Source organism: Archangium sp., assembly GCF_045802675.1.
GTDB lineage: Bacteria > Myxococcota > Myxococcia > Myxococcales > Myxococcaceae > Archangium.
Window position 1 is genome coordinate 28,602 of record NZ_JBJMQO010000133.1, and the last position, 14,606, is coordinate 43,207.

14 protein-coding genes are annotated in these 14,606 nt (G+C 70.5%); 10 read left to right on the forward strand and 4 right to left on the reverse strand.

Annotation, left to right across the window (positions count from 1 at the left end; all coding sequences use genetic code 11):
- The first annotated feature begins 3 nt into the window (after positions 1-3).
- Positions 4-1,830, forward strand: a complete 1,827-nt coding sequence (locus ACJ8AN_RS37025; RefSeq protein WP_407760312.1) for a cupredoxin — start codon at positions 4-6, stop codon at positions 1,828-1,830.
- Between the two features lie 19 nt (positions 1,831-1,849).
- Here ACJ8AN_RS37025 and ACJ8AN_RS37030 read toward each other — a convergent pair whose 3' ends face one another.
- Complete coding sequence (locus ACJ8AN_RS37030; RefSeq protein ID WP_407760313.1) at positions 1,850-2,854, reverse strand: isocitrate/isopropylmalate dehydrogenase family protein; 1,005 nt, start codon at positions 2,852-2,854, stop codon at positions 1,850-1,852.
- A 65-nt stretch (positions 2,855-2,919) separates the two neighbouring features.
- Entirely contained in the window at positions 2,920-3,747 is an 828-nt protein-coding gene (locus ACJ8AN_RS37035) for a DUF2270 domain-containing protein (protein ID WP_407760314.1), read from the reverse strand.
- Between the two features lie 74 nt (positions 3,748-3,821).
- On the opposite strand from ACJ8AN_RS37035, the gene ACJ8AN_RS37040 reads away from it, so the two are divergent.
- Positions 3,822-5,528, forward strand: coding sequence for an ATP-binding protein (locus ACJ8AN_RS37040; protein WP_407760315.1), 1,707 nt, complete (start codon positions 3,822-3,824; stop codon positions 5,526-5,528).
- Positions 5,489-5,908: a response regulator gene (locus ACJ8AN_RS37045; protein WP_407760316.1), complete on the forward strand. Its 420-nt coding sequence runs from the start codon at positions 5,489-5,491 to the stop codon at positions 5,906-5,908. The genes ACJ8AN_RS37040 and ACJ8AN_RS37045 overlap by 40 nt, the downstream gene beginning before the upstream one ends.
- Before the next feature lie 10 nt (positions 5,909-5,918).
- Here the strand turns inward: ACJ8AN_RS37045 and ACJ8AN_RS37050 are convergent, their stop codons facing one another.
- Positions 5,919-6,887 carry a DUF5996 family protein gene (locus tag ACJ8AN_RS37050; RefSeq protein WP_407760317.1) on the reverse strand — a complete coding sequence of 323 codons (969 nt, stop codon included), beginning with the start codon at positions 6,885-6,887 and terminating at the stop codon, positions 5,919-5,921.
- Positions 6,888-7,066: 179 nt separating this feature from the next.
- Between ACJ8AN_RS37050 and ACJ8AN_RS37055 the strand changes: the two genes are divergently transcribed.
- From ACJ8AN_RS37055 to ACJ8AN_RS37075, 5 genes are all read left to right on the forward strand, one after another.
- Positions 7,067-7,696: a TIGR02265 family protein gene (locus tag ACJ8AN_RS37055; RefSeq protein ID WP_407760318.1), complete on the forward strand. Its 630-nt coding sequence runs from the start codon at positions 7,067-7,069 to the stop codon at positions 7,694-7,696.
- A gap of 82 nt (positions 7,697-7,778) precedes the next feature.
- Complete coding sequence (locus ACJ8AN_RS37060) at positions 7,779-8,462, forward strand: HAD family hydrolase (RefSeq protein WP_407760319.1); 684 nt, start codon at positions 7,779-7,781, stop codon at positions 8,460-8,462.
- Positions 8,463-8,827: 365 nt separating this feature from the next.
- Positions 8,828-9,379 carry a TIGR02265 family protein gene (locus ACJ8AN_RS37065; protein ID WP_407760320.1) on the forward strand — a complete coding sequence of 184 codons (552 nt, stop codon included), beginning with the start codon at positions 8,828-8,830 and terminating at the stop codon, positions 9,377-9,379.
- Between the two features lie 19 nt (positions 9,380-9,398).
- Positions 9,399-10,013, forward strand: coding sequence for a TIGR02265 family protein (locus ACJ8AN_RS37070; RefSeq protein WP_407760321.1), 615 nt, complete (start codon positions 9,399-9,401; stop codon positions 10,011-10,013).
- A 30-nt stretch (positions 10,014-10,043) separates the two neighbouring features.
- The gene (locus tag ACJ8AN_RS37075; protein WP_407760322.1) at positions 10,044-11,303 is read left to right on the forward strand and encodes a tetratricopeptide repeat protein; all 1,260 of its coding nucleotides are present in this window, start codon (positions 10,044-10,046) and stop codon (positions 11,301-11,303) included.
- A gap of 3 nt (positions 11,304-11,306) precedes the next feature.
- On the opposite strand, the gene ACJ8AN_RS37080 is transcribed toward ACJ8AN_RS37075, so the two are convergent.
- A complete protein-coding gene (locus ACJ8AN_RS37080) occupies positions 11,307-11,699 on the reverse strand; it encodes a DUF4230 domain-containing protein (protein ID WP_407760325.1) in 393 nt (130 codons plus the stop codon).
- A gap of 89 nt (positions 11,700-11,788) precedes the next feature.
- On the opposite strand from ACJ8AN_RS37080, the gene ACJ8AN_RS37085 reads away from it, so the two are divergent.
- Complete coding sequence (locus ACJ8AN_RS37085) at positions 11,789-12,214, forward strand: DUF5372 family protein (RefSeq protein ID WP_407760323.1); 426 nt, start codon at positions 11,789-11,791, stop codon at positions 12,212-12,214.
- A complete protein-coding gene (locus ACJ8AN_RS37090; protein ID WP_407760324.1) occupies positions 12,211-14,580 on the forward strand; it encodes a recombinase family protein in 2,370 nt (789 codons plus the stop codon). The genes ACJ8AN_RS37085 and ACJ8AN_RS37090 overlap by 4 nt, the downstream gene beginning before the upstream one ends.
- Positions 14,581-14,606 lie beyond the last annotated feature (26 nt).

The window sequence follows — 14,606 nt, forward strand, 5'->3', positions numbered from 1 at the left end:
AGCATGCGGGCATGGGGCGCACGGCTGGGGCTCGCGGTCCTCCTCACACTCGGCTTGCTGGGCTGGGAGCTGTGCCTGCTGGAGCTGCTCTCGGGAGGCTTCGGGGTGCGCGCGAGCACGGTGGCGCCCCGTCTGGCCCGGGACGCGCTGCTCCTCTTCCCCCTCTGGGTTCTCGCGCTGTGGGCCACGCGCCCGGGAGCCCGGAGCGAGGGCGAAGTCAGGACGGTGGTGGAGAAGGCCGCCGCCCTGTCCCTGTGCTTCGGAGTCCTGCTGCTCCCCGTGGCCGCCGGTCGAGCCGTCTTCCAGCGCCTGTCACCGCCCGCCTCTTCCTCGGGAGCCACGAAGGACCGGCCCACCTCCGCGACGGCACGCACGCTGGAGGCCGACGGCCGCTTCGTCTGTGCGGCGGTGAGCGCGGACGAGTCCGCCAACGACTCCGGGCCGGACAGCGGCTCGCTCCTGGCGACGGCGGGGACGGGCGCGCGAGCTGCGCTGCTGCTCCAGGTTCCCGTCTTCCCGCTGGCCCTCTGGGTGCTGTCACGCCGCCGTTCAAGGTTCTCCGTGGCCCCGGCGCGCGCGGCCACCGCGGTGCTCGCGGTGCTCCTTCCCCTGGGGCTCCTCCTCGCCTGGGGCTCCGATGAAGGGCACTCCTCCGCCCGCGAGTCTCCCCTCCAGGAGGAACTGGAAGGGTGCCGTCCCGGAGCGCCCGTGCGGACGTACGCGGTGGCGGCCATTCCCGTCGACCTTCCGCTCAATGCCCACGGAGACCATGTCCCCCAGGGCTTCATGTACGTGCTCGAGGAGGAGCTGCCCGCCGTCCGGGAGCAGGAGCGGAGGCCCTGGCCGGAGCGTGCCGCGCGTGGGTTGCACGACGAGCCCATCCAGCCGCTCGTGCTGCGGGCCAACCTGGGCGAGTGCCTCCGCGTTCACTTCACCAACCGCCTGGGCACCGGGTCCGCGTCGCTGCGCATCGAGGGCCTGCCCGCCACCGTGAGCGCACGGGGCCAGGCGCGGGGCTTCGTCCCGGGCACCTCCGTGCCGCCGGGGCAGGGCCTCACCTACGTCTTCTCCCTCCCCGAGTCAGCGTCGGCCGAGGGCCTCTACCTCCTTCACGACTCGGAGGAGGGGGGGGGGCGAGAGGCGCGCGGGCTCTTCGGAGCGCTCGTGCTGGAGCCGGCCGGAGCGGTGTACCGCGACGCCTCCACGGGCGGGCCTCTGCGGCACGGGACGGGCTGGGAGGCCCTCATCGAGGCGCCCTCGGGCGAGGGTTTCCGGGAGCTGGTGCTGCTCTACCACGCCATGGGTGCGCCGGAGGTGGCGGACGTGCGCTCGGCGAAGGGCGTCCCGCTGCCGCTGCTGGACGAGATGGCGGGGCCCTTCCGGGCGGGCGCCCATGGCGTCAACTACCGCAGCGAGCCGCGCTTCGAGCGGGAGGAGCCCTCGGACGAGGACGGCGAGCCTCGCGCCGTGCGGACCCGGGAGCTGGCGACGCCGCCGCTGCGCTCGTACCTGGGCGAGCCGGTGAAGCTGCGCGTGGCGCAGGCGGGCAGCGCGGAGCTCCACGTGCACCACCTGCACGGCGGGAGCGAGCTCCGGGGCGGACTCCTCCGGGAGGCGCCGGGCACTCCGGCCGAGACGCCCCGGCTGCTGAGTCCGGGGCGGGGACTCACCCTCTCCCTCGGCGGGCCCGGCGACTTCCCCCAGAAGGCGGGGGACTTCCTCGTTCACTGCCACGTGCCCAACCACTTCACCGGAGGCGAGCGGCTCTCCTGGCACGTGTTCTCCGCGCCCCAGCCCGGGCTCGCCCCGCTGCCGGTGCGAGCCCCCTGAGCCAGGACGCGGAAGGCGGCTACAGCGCCGCGATGACGGCGTCGGTGAACTCTCGCGTGGTGGCGCTGCCGGCCAGGTCGCCGGTGCGCACCTTGGCCTCGCCGTGCACCTTGCCCAGCGCGTTCTCGAACTTGCGCGCCTCGTCCCGCATGTCCATCCAGTCCAGCATCATCACCGCCGACATCATCAGCGCGGTGGGGTTGGCCAGGCCCTTGCCAGCAATATCCGGCGCCGTGCCGTGCACCGCCTCGAACATCGCCGTGCGCTCGCCGATGTTGGCTCCCGGCACCAGGCCCAGGCCGCCCACCAGGCCCGCGCACAGGTCGCTGATGATGTCCCCGTACAGGTTCTCCATCACCAGCACGTCGTAGCGCGTCGGGTCCTTCACCAGCTGCATGCACATGTTGTCGACGATGACCTCCTCGTACTGAATCTCCGGGTACTCCCGGCCCACCTTGCGGGTGCAGTCGAGGAAGAGGCCATCCGACAGCTTCATGATGTTGGCCTTGTGGACGCTCGTCACCTTCTTGCGCTCGTGCCGCTTGGCGTACTCGAAGGCGAAGCGGGCAATGCGCGTGGAGGCCTTCTCGGTGATGATCTTGAGCGACTCCACCACGCCCGGGACGATGATGTGCTCGAGGCCGGCGTAGAGGCTCTCGGTGTTCTCGCGCACCACGATCAGGTCCACGTTCTCGTAGCGCGTCTTCACGCCGGGCACGCTCTTGACGGGGCGCAGCGAGGAGTACAGGTCCAGGCGCTTGCGCAGGCCCACGTTGGCGGACGCCATGCCACCGCCCACCACCGTGCCCGTGGGGCCCTTGAGGGCCACGCCGCTGCGCAGCACCGCTTCCACCGTCTCGTGGGGGAGGTTGGTGCCGTACTTGGCGATGACCTCGGCGCCTGCGTCCTTGAACTCGAACTCGAGGGGCGCCTTGAGCGCCTCGAGGACGCGGATGGTGGCCGCCATCACTTCGGGGCCGATGCCGTCGCCATTGATGACCGTGACCGTACGCGTAGTCGCCATGGCTCGCGCTTCAACCACAAAAGACAGGCCCCCGAAAGGAGGAAAACGCTCCGGGCGCAGCCTGGCTAATGCATGGGTGGAGTCTGGATGGGAGGCGTGGAGGGGGGCCCCCGGGGGCCCGAGGAGGACGTCCGGCGGCCGCGGCGGCGCGGGGCGAGGGTGGCGTAGGGCCGGTAGAAGGACTCCCAGAGCGTGGCGCGGCGCCCCCCGGGCCGGCTGCGCAGCTCTCCGAGCGGGGCCCGGGTGAAGAAGGACGCCACGAAGAGGTAGGCGAACACCAGCACCAGCAGGAAGAGGCACAGCATGACGAAGCCCCCGGGCAGGGGGCCCACGCTCGCCCGGTCCACGAACTCGCCGAAGCTGCTGGGGGCGGACGGTTGGCTGCCGGAGGCGGACGGGTGGCTGTACAGCTTGACGAACCAGGAGAGCGTCAGCACCAGCAGGATGGGCCCGTACGCGCGGTTGAGGCGGGTGGAGATGGCCGAGAAGAGCGAGAGCTGCAGCTGGGGCCGCTCCATGAGGCCCACCAGCTCGCGCAGGGAGTCCGGGTCCACCGGCTCGCGGCGCAGCATGGGAATCCAGTAGCCCTCTTCCAGCAGCCGCACCCGCCGCATCCACAAGTCGTAGTAGCGGTAGCGGCGCGCTTCGATTCCCAGGAAGGACACCACCATCCAGATGCCCACGATGAAGACGACGTGGGAGGCGTTGGCGGTGAAGCCGAAGGAGACGACGGCCGCGGTGGTGGTGAGGGACCAGTTGGTGGTGTTGTCCAGGCGCGAGCGCCAGGTGTCCGAGCGGCTGAGCTCGCCGCGGAACAGCTGGGCCATGGAGGTGTCCGAGATGGTGGGCGCCTCGTACTCGTTCTTGTCCCGCTCGTTGCCGTCCACGGCCATGCGCACCCTCCCCAGGGCGTCCAGGCGGGCGGGTGGCCAGACCGGCCCGCAGTGCCCACTCTGCCGGAGGAACCATGGCCATCCCTTTCCTCCAAGACACCCCACCGCCCGTGGACCCGGTGGCCGCCCTGCTTCAGCTGCTGGAAGAGGAGGAGGAGCGGGTGGTGCGCCTGTGGGCCAAGCGGATCCGGGCGGAGACGTATGAACTGGACATCCCCGGGCGCAACCTGCGCGCTCCCCTGCGGCGGCTCATCAACGAGCTCGTCCGCCTGCTCAGGGACCGGGGGACGGACGCCCTGCGCCTCTGGCCGGAGGTGGTGCGCTCGCACGGGGCCCTGCGGTACGACCAGCGCTTCGACGCCGAGGACCTGGTGCGCGAGTTCAAGGCGCTCGAGGAGGTGCTCCTCTACGTCTACGCGCGGCGCAACGGCCGGCTGGAGCCGGAGGTGGCCACCTTCATCGTGGAGCTGGTGGGCGAGGCGCACGCCTCGGCGCAGGCCTCCTTCGCGCGGGTGCTGAAGACGGAGGAGGTGCGCTTCCGCGAGGCGGCGGTGATGGAGTCGGTGCTGCACCACGTGGAGGTGGGGATTCTGCTGGCCGAGGTGGACGGCACGGTGTCCTTCGCCACGCCGCCGGTGAGCCGCCTCATTGGCGTGCCCATGCGGGCCGTGGTGGGCTCGCGCTCGCAGTCGCCGCTGTCGGCGGTGCTCACCCAGGTGAACGCGCGCCACCCGGGCGGCGAGCCCTTCAAGCTGAATGATTTGCCCTTCATGCGGGCGCTGCACGAGCGCGGGCCGGTGCGCGGGGTGATGGTGGTGGTGGAGCGGCCCGGCGGCGGAGAGGCCACGCTGGAGCTGAGTGCCACGCCCGTCTGGGAAGAGGGCGGCGAGCTGGCCGGTGCCATCCAGACCTTCACGGACCGCACCGAGGCGGCGAACAAGACGAAGGCGCTGTCCATCGCCCACGACGAGCTGCGGCGGTTGCAGGGGCGGCTGCTGCAGCGCACGCGCACGCAGGCGCTGGGGCAATTGGCGAGCGGGGCGGCGCACGCGCTCAACAACTTCCTCAACGTGCTGCGGCTGCGCATCACCCTCCTGCGGCGCGAGTTCAAGCCCGAGCACCTGGACTCCCTGGACAAGACGGTGGGGCAGGTGGGCGAGCTGGTGGCGCGGCTGCAGGAGTTCAATGTCCAGCGCACCGAGGAGCAGATCGCCGACGTGCACGTGGACGCGACGGTGCGCGAGGCGTTGGAGCTGGTGCGCGCGGAGCTGGAGCAGCGCGAGCACCCGGTGACGGTGGAGCTGCACCTGGAGGAGCCGGGCGCGGTGCGCGCGGACCCGGGCTTCTTCCGCGAGCTGGTGGTGAACCTGCTGCTGGCCGAGCGCGAGCGCCTGGGCGACGAGGGCGGCCGGGTGGTGGTGGAGTCGCGGGCGGAGGGGGACGGGTGGGCGTCGCTGCGGGTGGAGGACCACGGCGCCCCGTACGACACGGACGACATGACGCGCATGTTCGATCCGCTCAACCGCCTGGCGGGGGCGCCGCAGCTCTCGCTGCTGCTGGCGGTGGCGCGCAGCCAGGTGCAGCGCTGGGGCGGCGAGCTGACGGTGGAGAACGTGCCCGGGGGCGACGGGGCGGCCTTCGTGGTGCGGCTGCCGCTGGCGCGCGCCTCGGAGGAGCCGGCGCAGCAGCCGGGCGCGGGCCGGGGCCGCCGAGCCCGAGGCGCTTCCAGCAGACGCGCCGGGTGCTGGTGGTGGATGACGACCCGGACAACGCGCGGATGATGGCGGAGGTGCTCAGCGAGGAAGGCTACGACGTGAAGATGGCCAACAGCGGGGACGTGGCGCTGAAGATGTGGGACGAGCGCCGCTACGATGCCGCCCTGCTGGACGCGGTGATGCCGGACATGTCGGGCTGGGAGGTGGCGCGCGAGCTGCGCAAGCGCTCCCCGCAGGCCCTGCTGGCCATCGTGACGGGCATGGATGTGCGCGGGCAGAACCGCGCCAACCTCGCGCTGGTGGATGCCGTGTTCCGCAAGCCCATCGACGTGGGGGCGCTGGACGACTTCCTCGGCCAGTCCGAGCTGCATTCGTCGGGCGGGGGCGGGAGCGCGGGGGGCGGAGGCGCGGCCGGGAGCGACTCCTCCACCCCCCTGAATCACTGAGCCGCGGGCCTCACGGCGCCGGGGCGGGCTGCTCGGGCAGGGTGGCGCTGCGGGTGCTCGCGTCCTCGGCGGCCCGGTGGGAGGTGATGAGCGGCCGCTCCAGCCGCGCCCTATCCCAGCCCCCGAGCGTCGCGCCCGCCTCGTAGGTGCTCTGGAAGAAGTCGAGCAGCAGCTGCCTCGGATTCGGGGCCGCGCGCACGTCGTCGTACTTCAGGAGGTACTCCTTGAAGCCCGGGTCGTACCAGGCGGCGCGCGGGTGGAGGCCCGCGGTGCCGAAGCCCGGGGGCTCCGGAGCGGCGTAGCAGTAGAAGGCCGGCCCTCCCAGCTGCTCCGTCCCGGGCCAGAAGCCGGCGCTGATGACCTCCTCGCAGTAGGCCTCGCGCGTCACCCGGTCCGCGCCGGGCCGCTCGGGCGCGGGCTGGCCCGAGAAGCGCGTCACCGCCAGATCGAAGCTGCCCCAGAAGAAATGCACCGGGCTGCACTTGCCGGTGAAGCGGGCGCGGAACGCCTCGAGCGCCCCATGCGCCTGCACCAGCGCGAGCCACCAGCGGTGCGCGTATTCGGGGTCGTACGAGGCGTGGTGCCTGTCCTCGCCGAAGGGGGTGGTGTCCTCGGGAATCTCCTGGGGCGTCTCGTTGATGGCCACTTCCACGCCCAGCGAGCGCAGCGTGGCCATGACGTCCCGGTAGAACTCGGCCACGGGGCGGGCCTCGAGGGCGAGCACCCGCTCCTGGCCCTCGCTGGTGCGCAGGAGGAGCTCGTGGTCGATGAAGTCGAAGTCGATTTGGAGGACGCCCTGCCCGTGGGGGATGGGCGAGGTGGTGAGCCCGCGTGCCGTGAGGTACAGCGCCACCTGCCACCAGTGGTTCAGCATCGGCGCCAGCTCCAGCCGTACCTTGCCGATGATTTGCGTGTAGCGGTGGAGGGTGGCGAGTGTGTCCTTCCAGGCCTCCCACGGCACTTCCGGCCAGGCGTCCATGGTTTCCTCCCCGCGGCGAAGCGGCAAAGCACAATGGCGATGTATTTCTTCACCTTCAATGACAGACGGGGATGGGTAGGAATTGCCTCGGATGGGTGAGGGCTGCCTCGCCTGACGGCGGAGGGCGGAGTGGATACAGTGCCCGCATGCTCGGTGCCTCAACGAGGATGGGGGTACGCATGCACCACATGGGCGAAGAGGGGGGCGGCTGGTCGCTGGCGCCATCGGGGTCGAACGAGGACCTGGCGCGGCGCCTGGCCATGGCGTCGCCGTCGGACACGACGCGGGGCATGTTCCTGCGCGCCACGCTGGAAGCGGTGCGCGTCCTCGGGGAGGAGGAGGCGGTGCGCGGCTGCCTGCGCGCGAGCGGCGAGGAGAAGCTGGTGGATTTCTTCATCTACCCCGTCACCGCGCACCTGCGGATGGTGTTCGCCGCGGCGCGGATGTTGGAGGCGCGCTCCGGCGGCTTCAACGAGGCGCTCCGGGCCCTGGGGTCCAAGGCGGCGCAGAGCTTCCTGGCGTCCGCGTCGGGGTTGATGCTCCAGCTGCTGGCCGGGGGAGACGCGAAGCGGTTGTTGGCCAACCTGCCCTCGGCGTACCGGGCCACGGTGAACTTCGGGGAGCGCTCGGTGCTGTGGACGGGGCCCACGCGCGGCCAGCTCTGCATGCGCCACGAGTTCATGCCCTCCGCCTTCCACGAGGGGCTGTTGATGGGGGTGCTGGGCAAGGCCAGGGCGCGGGGCGCGCGGGTGCACGGGTACCAGCTCTCCACGCTCGAGAGCGACTATGACGTCTCCTGGGAGGCGTGAGCCGGCGGGGCCGGGCCTCCAGGCGAGCGGACGCCGCTGGAGCGAAGTGGCCCCCTCCACCGGGCGCTGATAGGGGAGGGCAATGAGTCTCTCGCCCCGTCCACTCGCGGCCGCCATCTTCGACCTGGATGGCACCCTCGTCGACAACATGCGCTTCCACGTCCAGGCCTGGGTGGCCATGGCGCGCAGCCTCGGTCTGACGCTGTCCGTGGAGCGCGTGGAGCGGGAGTTCAACGGCCAGCGCAACGAGGAGATATTTCCCGCGCTGCTCGGCCGGCCCGTGCCGCCCGAGGAGCTGGTGCGGCTGGCGGAGCTCAAGGAGTCGCACTACCGCGAGCTCTTCGGACCCCACCTCGCGCCCGTGCGCGGCACGCGGGAGCTGCTCGAGCGCCTGCGCGGGGCCGGGGTACTGCTCGCGGTGGCCTCGGCCGCGCCCCACGCCAACCGGGCCTTCGTGCTCGACGGGCTGCACCTGCGCCCCTTCTTCTCCCAGGTGGTGGGCGCCGAGGACGTGAAGCGGGGCAAGCCGGCGCCGGACGCCTTCCTCGCCGCCGCGAAGGCGCTCGAGGTGGACCCCGCCGCGTGCGTCGTCTTCGAGGACGCCGTCAATGGCATCCGCGCCGCGCGTGCCGCGGGCATGCTCGCGGTGGGCCTCACCACCCTCACCCCCGCAGAGGTGCTGCGCGAGGCCGGGGCCCACCACATCCTCGGGGACTACGCCTCGCTCCCGGAGGCGCTCGAGCGCGTCCTCTTCGGCGTGCGCTGAGCCCCGTGGGTCGAGCCTTCTGTCCTACCCGCCGCGTCATTCTGTGGCGGGGCTGTCCGAATCCCACCTCACCGTAATCGTGGAAAGCTTTGCAGCGTTGAAAGCTTTCACAAACAAGGGGTGCCCGTTCGCCCCGGGTGCAAAGCCACAACGCGGGTGGATGGAGCGGCGCTCCGCCGGTGTTCTCCCCTCGGAAAATCCGCGCGAAAGGGCCGCGTGCTGCTGACAGGCCGTCCTGAAAGCTTTAGGATGGCCTTTCTCAGCCGTCGCTGATTCCTGCCAAGGGGGCACACATGGCCGTGAGTAGCAGCGCGCGCTCCAGGTGGGTAAAGGCAGACGCCTGGGAGCAGGAGTTGGAGCGACGGATGTGTCTGGCGACCTCGGAGGACACCATCCGCGGCATGCTCTTCAACGGGACGCTGGAGGTCCTCCAGGCCCTGGGCGACGAGTCCCTCATGAAGCGCTGCGTCGAGGAGAGCGGCGAGACGCGGTTCCTGGACTTTTTCAGCTACCCCGTCCAGAAGCACTGTCAGATGGTGTTCACCGCCCTGCCGGTGCTGGCCGAGGAGTATGGGGGCTCGGAGGAGGGGCTGCGGCAGTTGGGGCGCAAGGTGGCGGACCGTTTCCTCCGGGTGGGCGCGGGCAAGGTGATGTTGTCGCTGTCACAACGCAGCCCCCGTCAGTTGCTGTACACGCTGCCCACGGCGTACCGCTTGGCGGTGAGTTTCGGCCAGTATGCGCTGCGGTGGACGGGCCCGCGCAGTGGCCGCTTCACCCTTCAGCGGGACTTCATGCCCCACCCCTTCCACGAGGGCGTCATGCAGACGTCCCTGGAACTGTGGGGAGCGCGCGCGGTGACGGTGAGCGGGCGTCAGACAGGGGGGTTGGACAGTGAGTGTGATTTCTGCTGGCAATGATTCAAGGGGGGTCAGGGGAATGATGGACGCGGCCATGGCGTGGAGTGTGACGCCTCGGGATGGTGGGCAGTTCTGGGGGCAGCGCATGGCGCTGGCGGACTCGGAGGACATGGCCCGGGGGCTGTTCCTGCAGAGCACGCTGCGGGCCGTGCGGGCGCTCGGGGACGAGGCCCTGGAGCAGCGCTGCATCGCCACGTGTGGGCAGGGCCGCTTCTTCCCCTTCTTCAACTACCCCCTCCGCCTGCACCTGCAGATGCTGTCCGCGGCGATGCCCGCGCTGGCCGAGCGCCACGGAGACGCCGAGCAGGCCCTCTGGCTCATGGGGCACTGCGTGGCCATGGACTTCCTGGAGTCCGAGGCCGGCCGGACGATGCAGGTGCTGGTGCGCGGCGAGGCCAAGCGGCTGGTGAACAACCTGCCCTCGACGTACCAGGTGTCGGTGAATGGGGAGCGCTGGGTGAAGTGGCTGGGGCCGCAGTGCTGCCGCTTCACCATGAAGCGCGACTTCATGCCCGCCTCCTTCCACGAGGGCATGCTGACGGCCATGCTCGAGCGCATGGACGCCGCCCGGGTGAAGGTGGTCGGTCGGCAAGTGGACGTGCTCGACGGCGAGTACGACATCTCCTGGCAGTGAGCCCCGCGCCGGGCGGTTACACTGCGCCCCGTGGAGCCAACCTTCCTGGAAGCCCTCCGCCGCAAGGTGGAGGCCGGCGAGCCCCTGAGTGATGCGGAGCTGGAGGCGCTGAGCGACGCGGCGCGGGACACGCCAGGCCCCACGCTGCGGCTCGCCGTGGCCCACGCGCTGGTGAACGCGGGCGCGGAACGCGAGGCCCTGCGTCTGCTGGAGGCCCTGCGGCGCGACTTCCCCCGGGACGTGCAGGTGCGGCTGGGGCTGGCGCGCGCGCTGCTCGGCCTGGAGCGCACCGGGGACGCGGAGGCGGCGCTGTACGAGGCGCTCGTCCTCAACCCGGGAGACCCCGAGGCCCTCAAGGTGCTCGCGGTGCTGGCCCTGCGGCGCGGGGAGCTCGCCCGGGCGCGTGCGTACGTGGCCGACATCCTCCAGAAGGACCCGTTCGACTCGGAGGCGCGGCTGCTTCAGGCGGAGCTGGAGGGTGTGGACATGCCGCCTCCGCCTCCGTCCGCGCCCCCGCCCCAGGTGCAGGCGCTGCGTCCGGAATTCACCGCCGCGCTGCTGGCCGCGCTGCACCGGGCCGGGGTGGTGTGCCGGCGGCAGGGAAGGGATTTGCTGGTGAAGCTGGCCTCGGGCGAGGTGGGGCGGGTGGACGTGGGCTCGCTCTACGCGGCCTACCGCGATGGGACGCAGGAGCTGTCCGCGTACGTGGCGGGGCTGGTGGAGCGGCTGCGGGGCCTGTCCGGGCTCACCCTGGAGGCGGGCGCGGTGGAGCGGCGGGTGCGTCCGGTGCTGCGGCCCGGCGGCTTCGAGGCGCAGGCGGTGGGCGCGCTGCACCGGCCGGGGCCCGCGGGGCTCGAGGTCTTCTACGTCCTGGAGGATCCGGAGCTCGTGCACTACGTGCCCGAGGCAGCGCTCGGACAGCTCGGGCTCTCCGCCGAGGCGGTGGACGCGAGGGCCTGGAGCAACCTCGAGGTGCTCCCCGCGCCGGTGCGGCCGGTGGTGTTGGACGAGGGGCAGGTGGTGCTCGCCGAGAGCTTCAGCGGCCTGTGGGCGGTGGCCGGGGGCGATGGGTACGACGCGGCGAGGCTGCTCACGGAGGAGCAGCGGCGGCGGCTCGTGCTGCACGCGGGCGAAGGCCCCTTGCGCATCCACCTGGGCCGGCGGGAGTTCGCGCTGGTGTGCCGCGAGTCGGACGCGGCCGCGTGTGGGTCCTTGGCCCGCCTGGGCCCCGCGCCGGATGGGATCGAGGGGCTGTTCCGCCTCGGAGACGGCGGGCTCGAGCGCGTCTGAGCTTCACCCCGCGGTGGCCGGGGGCGGCAGCACGTCCACCACGTTCACCTCGCGGAAGCCCGCCGAGAGGAACAGCACGCGCAGCGTGTTCTCCGCCGAGCGCCGGGCCCGCTCCTTCAGGCGCGCATCGCCCTTCACCTCGCGCTCGAAGGCCTCGCGGGCCTTCTCCAGCAGGAGCGTCGTCTGCGCGCTGTCGAGGTTGGAGCCGATGATTTCCGTCTCGCCGGGCTTGAGCTCCACCTTCACCTCCAGCGGCGGGAGGGCCACGTCCACGTGCGAGCCCTGGATGCGCAGGGAGGAGCCCTCGAGCCGCCCGAAGTCGTAGCCGAGGCGCACGTCGGCGAAGACGATGGCGCGACCGCGCGGGGTGTGAATCGAATAGGCCGCCCAGTTGATGACGTCCTTCCAGAGGGAGTTGGCGGCCTGGGGCTCCGGAAAGCCCCCAACGACGCACCCCCTTAAAGACGCAGCCGTCGCGAGATTTGGTGGTCATCACCCACCCGATTCATCCGTTCGTGGGTCGCGCATTCCCCGTGCAGCAGCGACTGCGCTACCTCGGCCGCCCCAGCGTCGTGCTGCTGTTTCCCGACGGCCGTCTCGCGAAGGTCCCCGAGGATTGGACGGACCTGCGGCCCAGGCCCCCACCGCTCGAGTTCCGAGGGAAATGTCCGAAGCTGCACCCTGAATCGCTCCGCGAGCTGAGTGCCCTTCTCGATGACTTGCGGCATAGGTCTCCGCGCCATGACCAGGAAGGTAGTGCGTCAGACGAGAAGCGCCCACGGCCGGTCATCGCCGGGCGCGCTCTACGCCGCACTCCCCGCGGCGGCCCGGCACGAGCTGCTGGGCGTGCTGGCCGACGTGTTGCTCAAGGCCCTCACCAAGGCTCCCGCCGAACACGAGGCAAGAGATGACCACCAAGATTCGGTCAGAGCACCTGGCCAGACCCGCGCTGGTGTACATCCGCCAGTCCACCCTGTTGCAGGTCCACGAGCACCGCGAATCGACTGAACGCCAGTACGCCTTGGTGGAGCTGGCCAAGAAGCTCGGCTGGGACGCCACCCAGGTGGAGGTCATCGATGAGGACCTGGGTCAGAGCGGGGCCAGCTCCGCCCGGCGCAAGGGCTTCCAGCGGCTGACGGCCGAGGTCAGCCTCGGCAAGGTAGGCGCCGTCTTGTCGCTGGAGGTGTCACGCCTGGCGCGCTCCTCGTCCGATTGGCACCGGCTGCTGGATTTGTGCGCGCTCTCCGACACGCTCATCATCGATGACGATGGTGTCTACGACGCCAACGACTTCAATGACCGGCTGGTGCTGGGCATGAAGGGCACCATGAGTGATGCCGAGCGCCACTCCATGCGCCTGCGCCTGCAAGGCGGCATCCTGCACAAGGCGAAGAAGGGCGAGCTCGTCTATCCCCCTCCCACCGGCTACGTCTTCGAGGACGGTGCGCTCGTCTTCGACCCCGACGAGCAGGTGCAGAAGGCCATCCGTCTCCTCTTCGAGCGCTTCCGCCTGGAAGGCAGTGTCAGCGGCGCCGTGCGCTATTTCACCCGAAACAAACTGCTCTTCCCCTCACGCCATGCGCACCGGGGCGCTCCGGCGGAAATTCGCTGGCACGCGCTGGACGTCCCGCGTGCCGTGTCCATCCTGCGCAATCCGGTGTACGCCGGAGCCTACGCCTGGGGCCGCAATCGCGACCGGCGCGTCCTCGTCGAAGGCGCGGTGCGACGCAAGCACGAGACGCTCCAGGAGCCAGAGCAGTGGCATGCGTTCCTGCGCGATGCGCACCCCGCCTACATCTCCTGGGAGCAGTACCTGGAGAACTTGAAGCGCCTCGAAGACAATGCCGTCAGAGGGGCGCATGTGCTTGGCCGAGGTGCGCCACGCGGAGGTCCGGCGCTGCTCCAGGGGCTGGTGCTGTGCGGCAAGTGTGGCCGGCGGATGCACCCGGTCTACTCCGTCGCCGACGACCCCAGCTACCAGTGCAGCCGGCGCATCTACGGCGAGGGCAACTGCTGGTCCACGGTCGCACGCCGCATTGACGACAAGATAGTCGAGACCCTGCTGACAGCTTTCGCCCCGCCCGAATTGGACCTGTCGCTGGCCGTCCTCAAGGAGGTGGAGCGGCAGGCCGAGGAGGTCAACCGCCAGTGGAAGCTGCGCCTGGAGCGGGTGCGCTACGAGGCCCAGCGCGCCGAGCGCCAGTACAACGCCGTGGAGCCGGAGAATCGCGTGGTGGCCCGCACGCTGGAGTCGCGCTGGAATCAGAAGCTCGAGGAGCTCGCGCGGGTCGAGCATGAGTACGAGCAGGCCAGGAGCACCAGTCCACTGGAGCTCTCGGACAAGGACAAGAAGAAGATACTGGCGCTGGCGGGCGACCTGCCCGGGCTGTGGAACGCGCCGACCACGACCAACTCGGACAAGAAGCGGATACTGCGGCTGCTCATCCAGGAGGTAGTGCTCTCGCCGGTGGACGTGCCGAAGCGGGCCACCCGCATCCGAATCCTCTGGAAGACGGGAGCCATCACCGAGTTGCAGACGCCTCGGCCCACGTTTTCCGAATCCAGAAGGACGCCACTCCAGGTCATCGCCGAGATTCGCAAGCTCGCCAGGAAGCATTACTGCGATTCGCAGATAGCAGAGGAGCTCGACCGGCGTGGCTTGAAGAGCGGCCTGCGGCATACCTTCACCAACCGCCTGGTGGCGGGCATTCGCAAGCGACAGGGCATTCGTGCTGGACGAACTGCTGGAGGATTCAGCATCCGGGCGCCCGAGCGCGACGAGCAAGGGCTCTATTCCATCCGCGGTCTGATCGCGCATTTCGGAGTGACGGCCCCCATGGTCCACTACTGGGTCAACCGCGGCCTGATAACGCCCGTGCACAGCCGCACGCCCATACACAAATGGAAAAAGGAGACCTTCTGGTTCGAGATGACGCCCGAATTGGAGGCGCTCCTGGCCAGGGCGCGCGAGCAGGGCTACGCACCGGGCAAGCCGCCGCATCACCGCGGTCACAGTGGCCATCCGCGCCCGCCGGCTCGTCTGCCGGACGGCCGCTACTCCACGCGCGGGCTCGTCGAGAAGTACGGAGTAACCTGGGACACCGTGCGGTACTGGATAAAGAAGGGCATCCTCACGCCCGAGCGTGCTCTACCGAAGAGCAATTTCTGCTTCCAGCTGACCCACGAGGTGGAGCAGCTCATCCAGGCCGCCCTTGCTCGAAAACGGACGTCACGCCGTCCCACGCAGCACCACCATCATCACCTCCATTCCCGCTAACACAGGTGTCCTGATGCAGGTTCCGG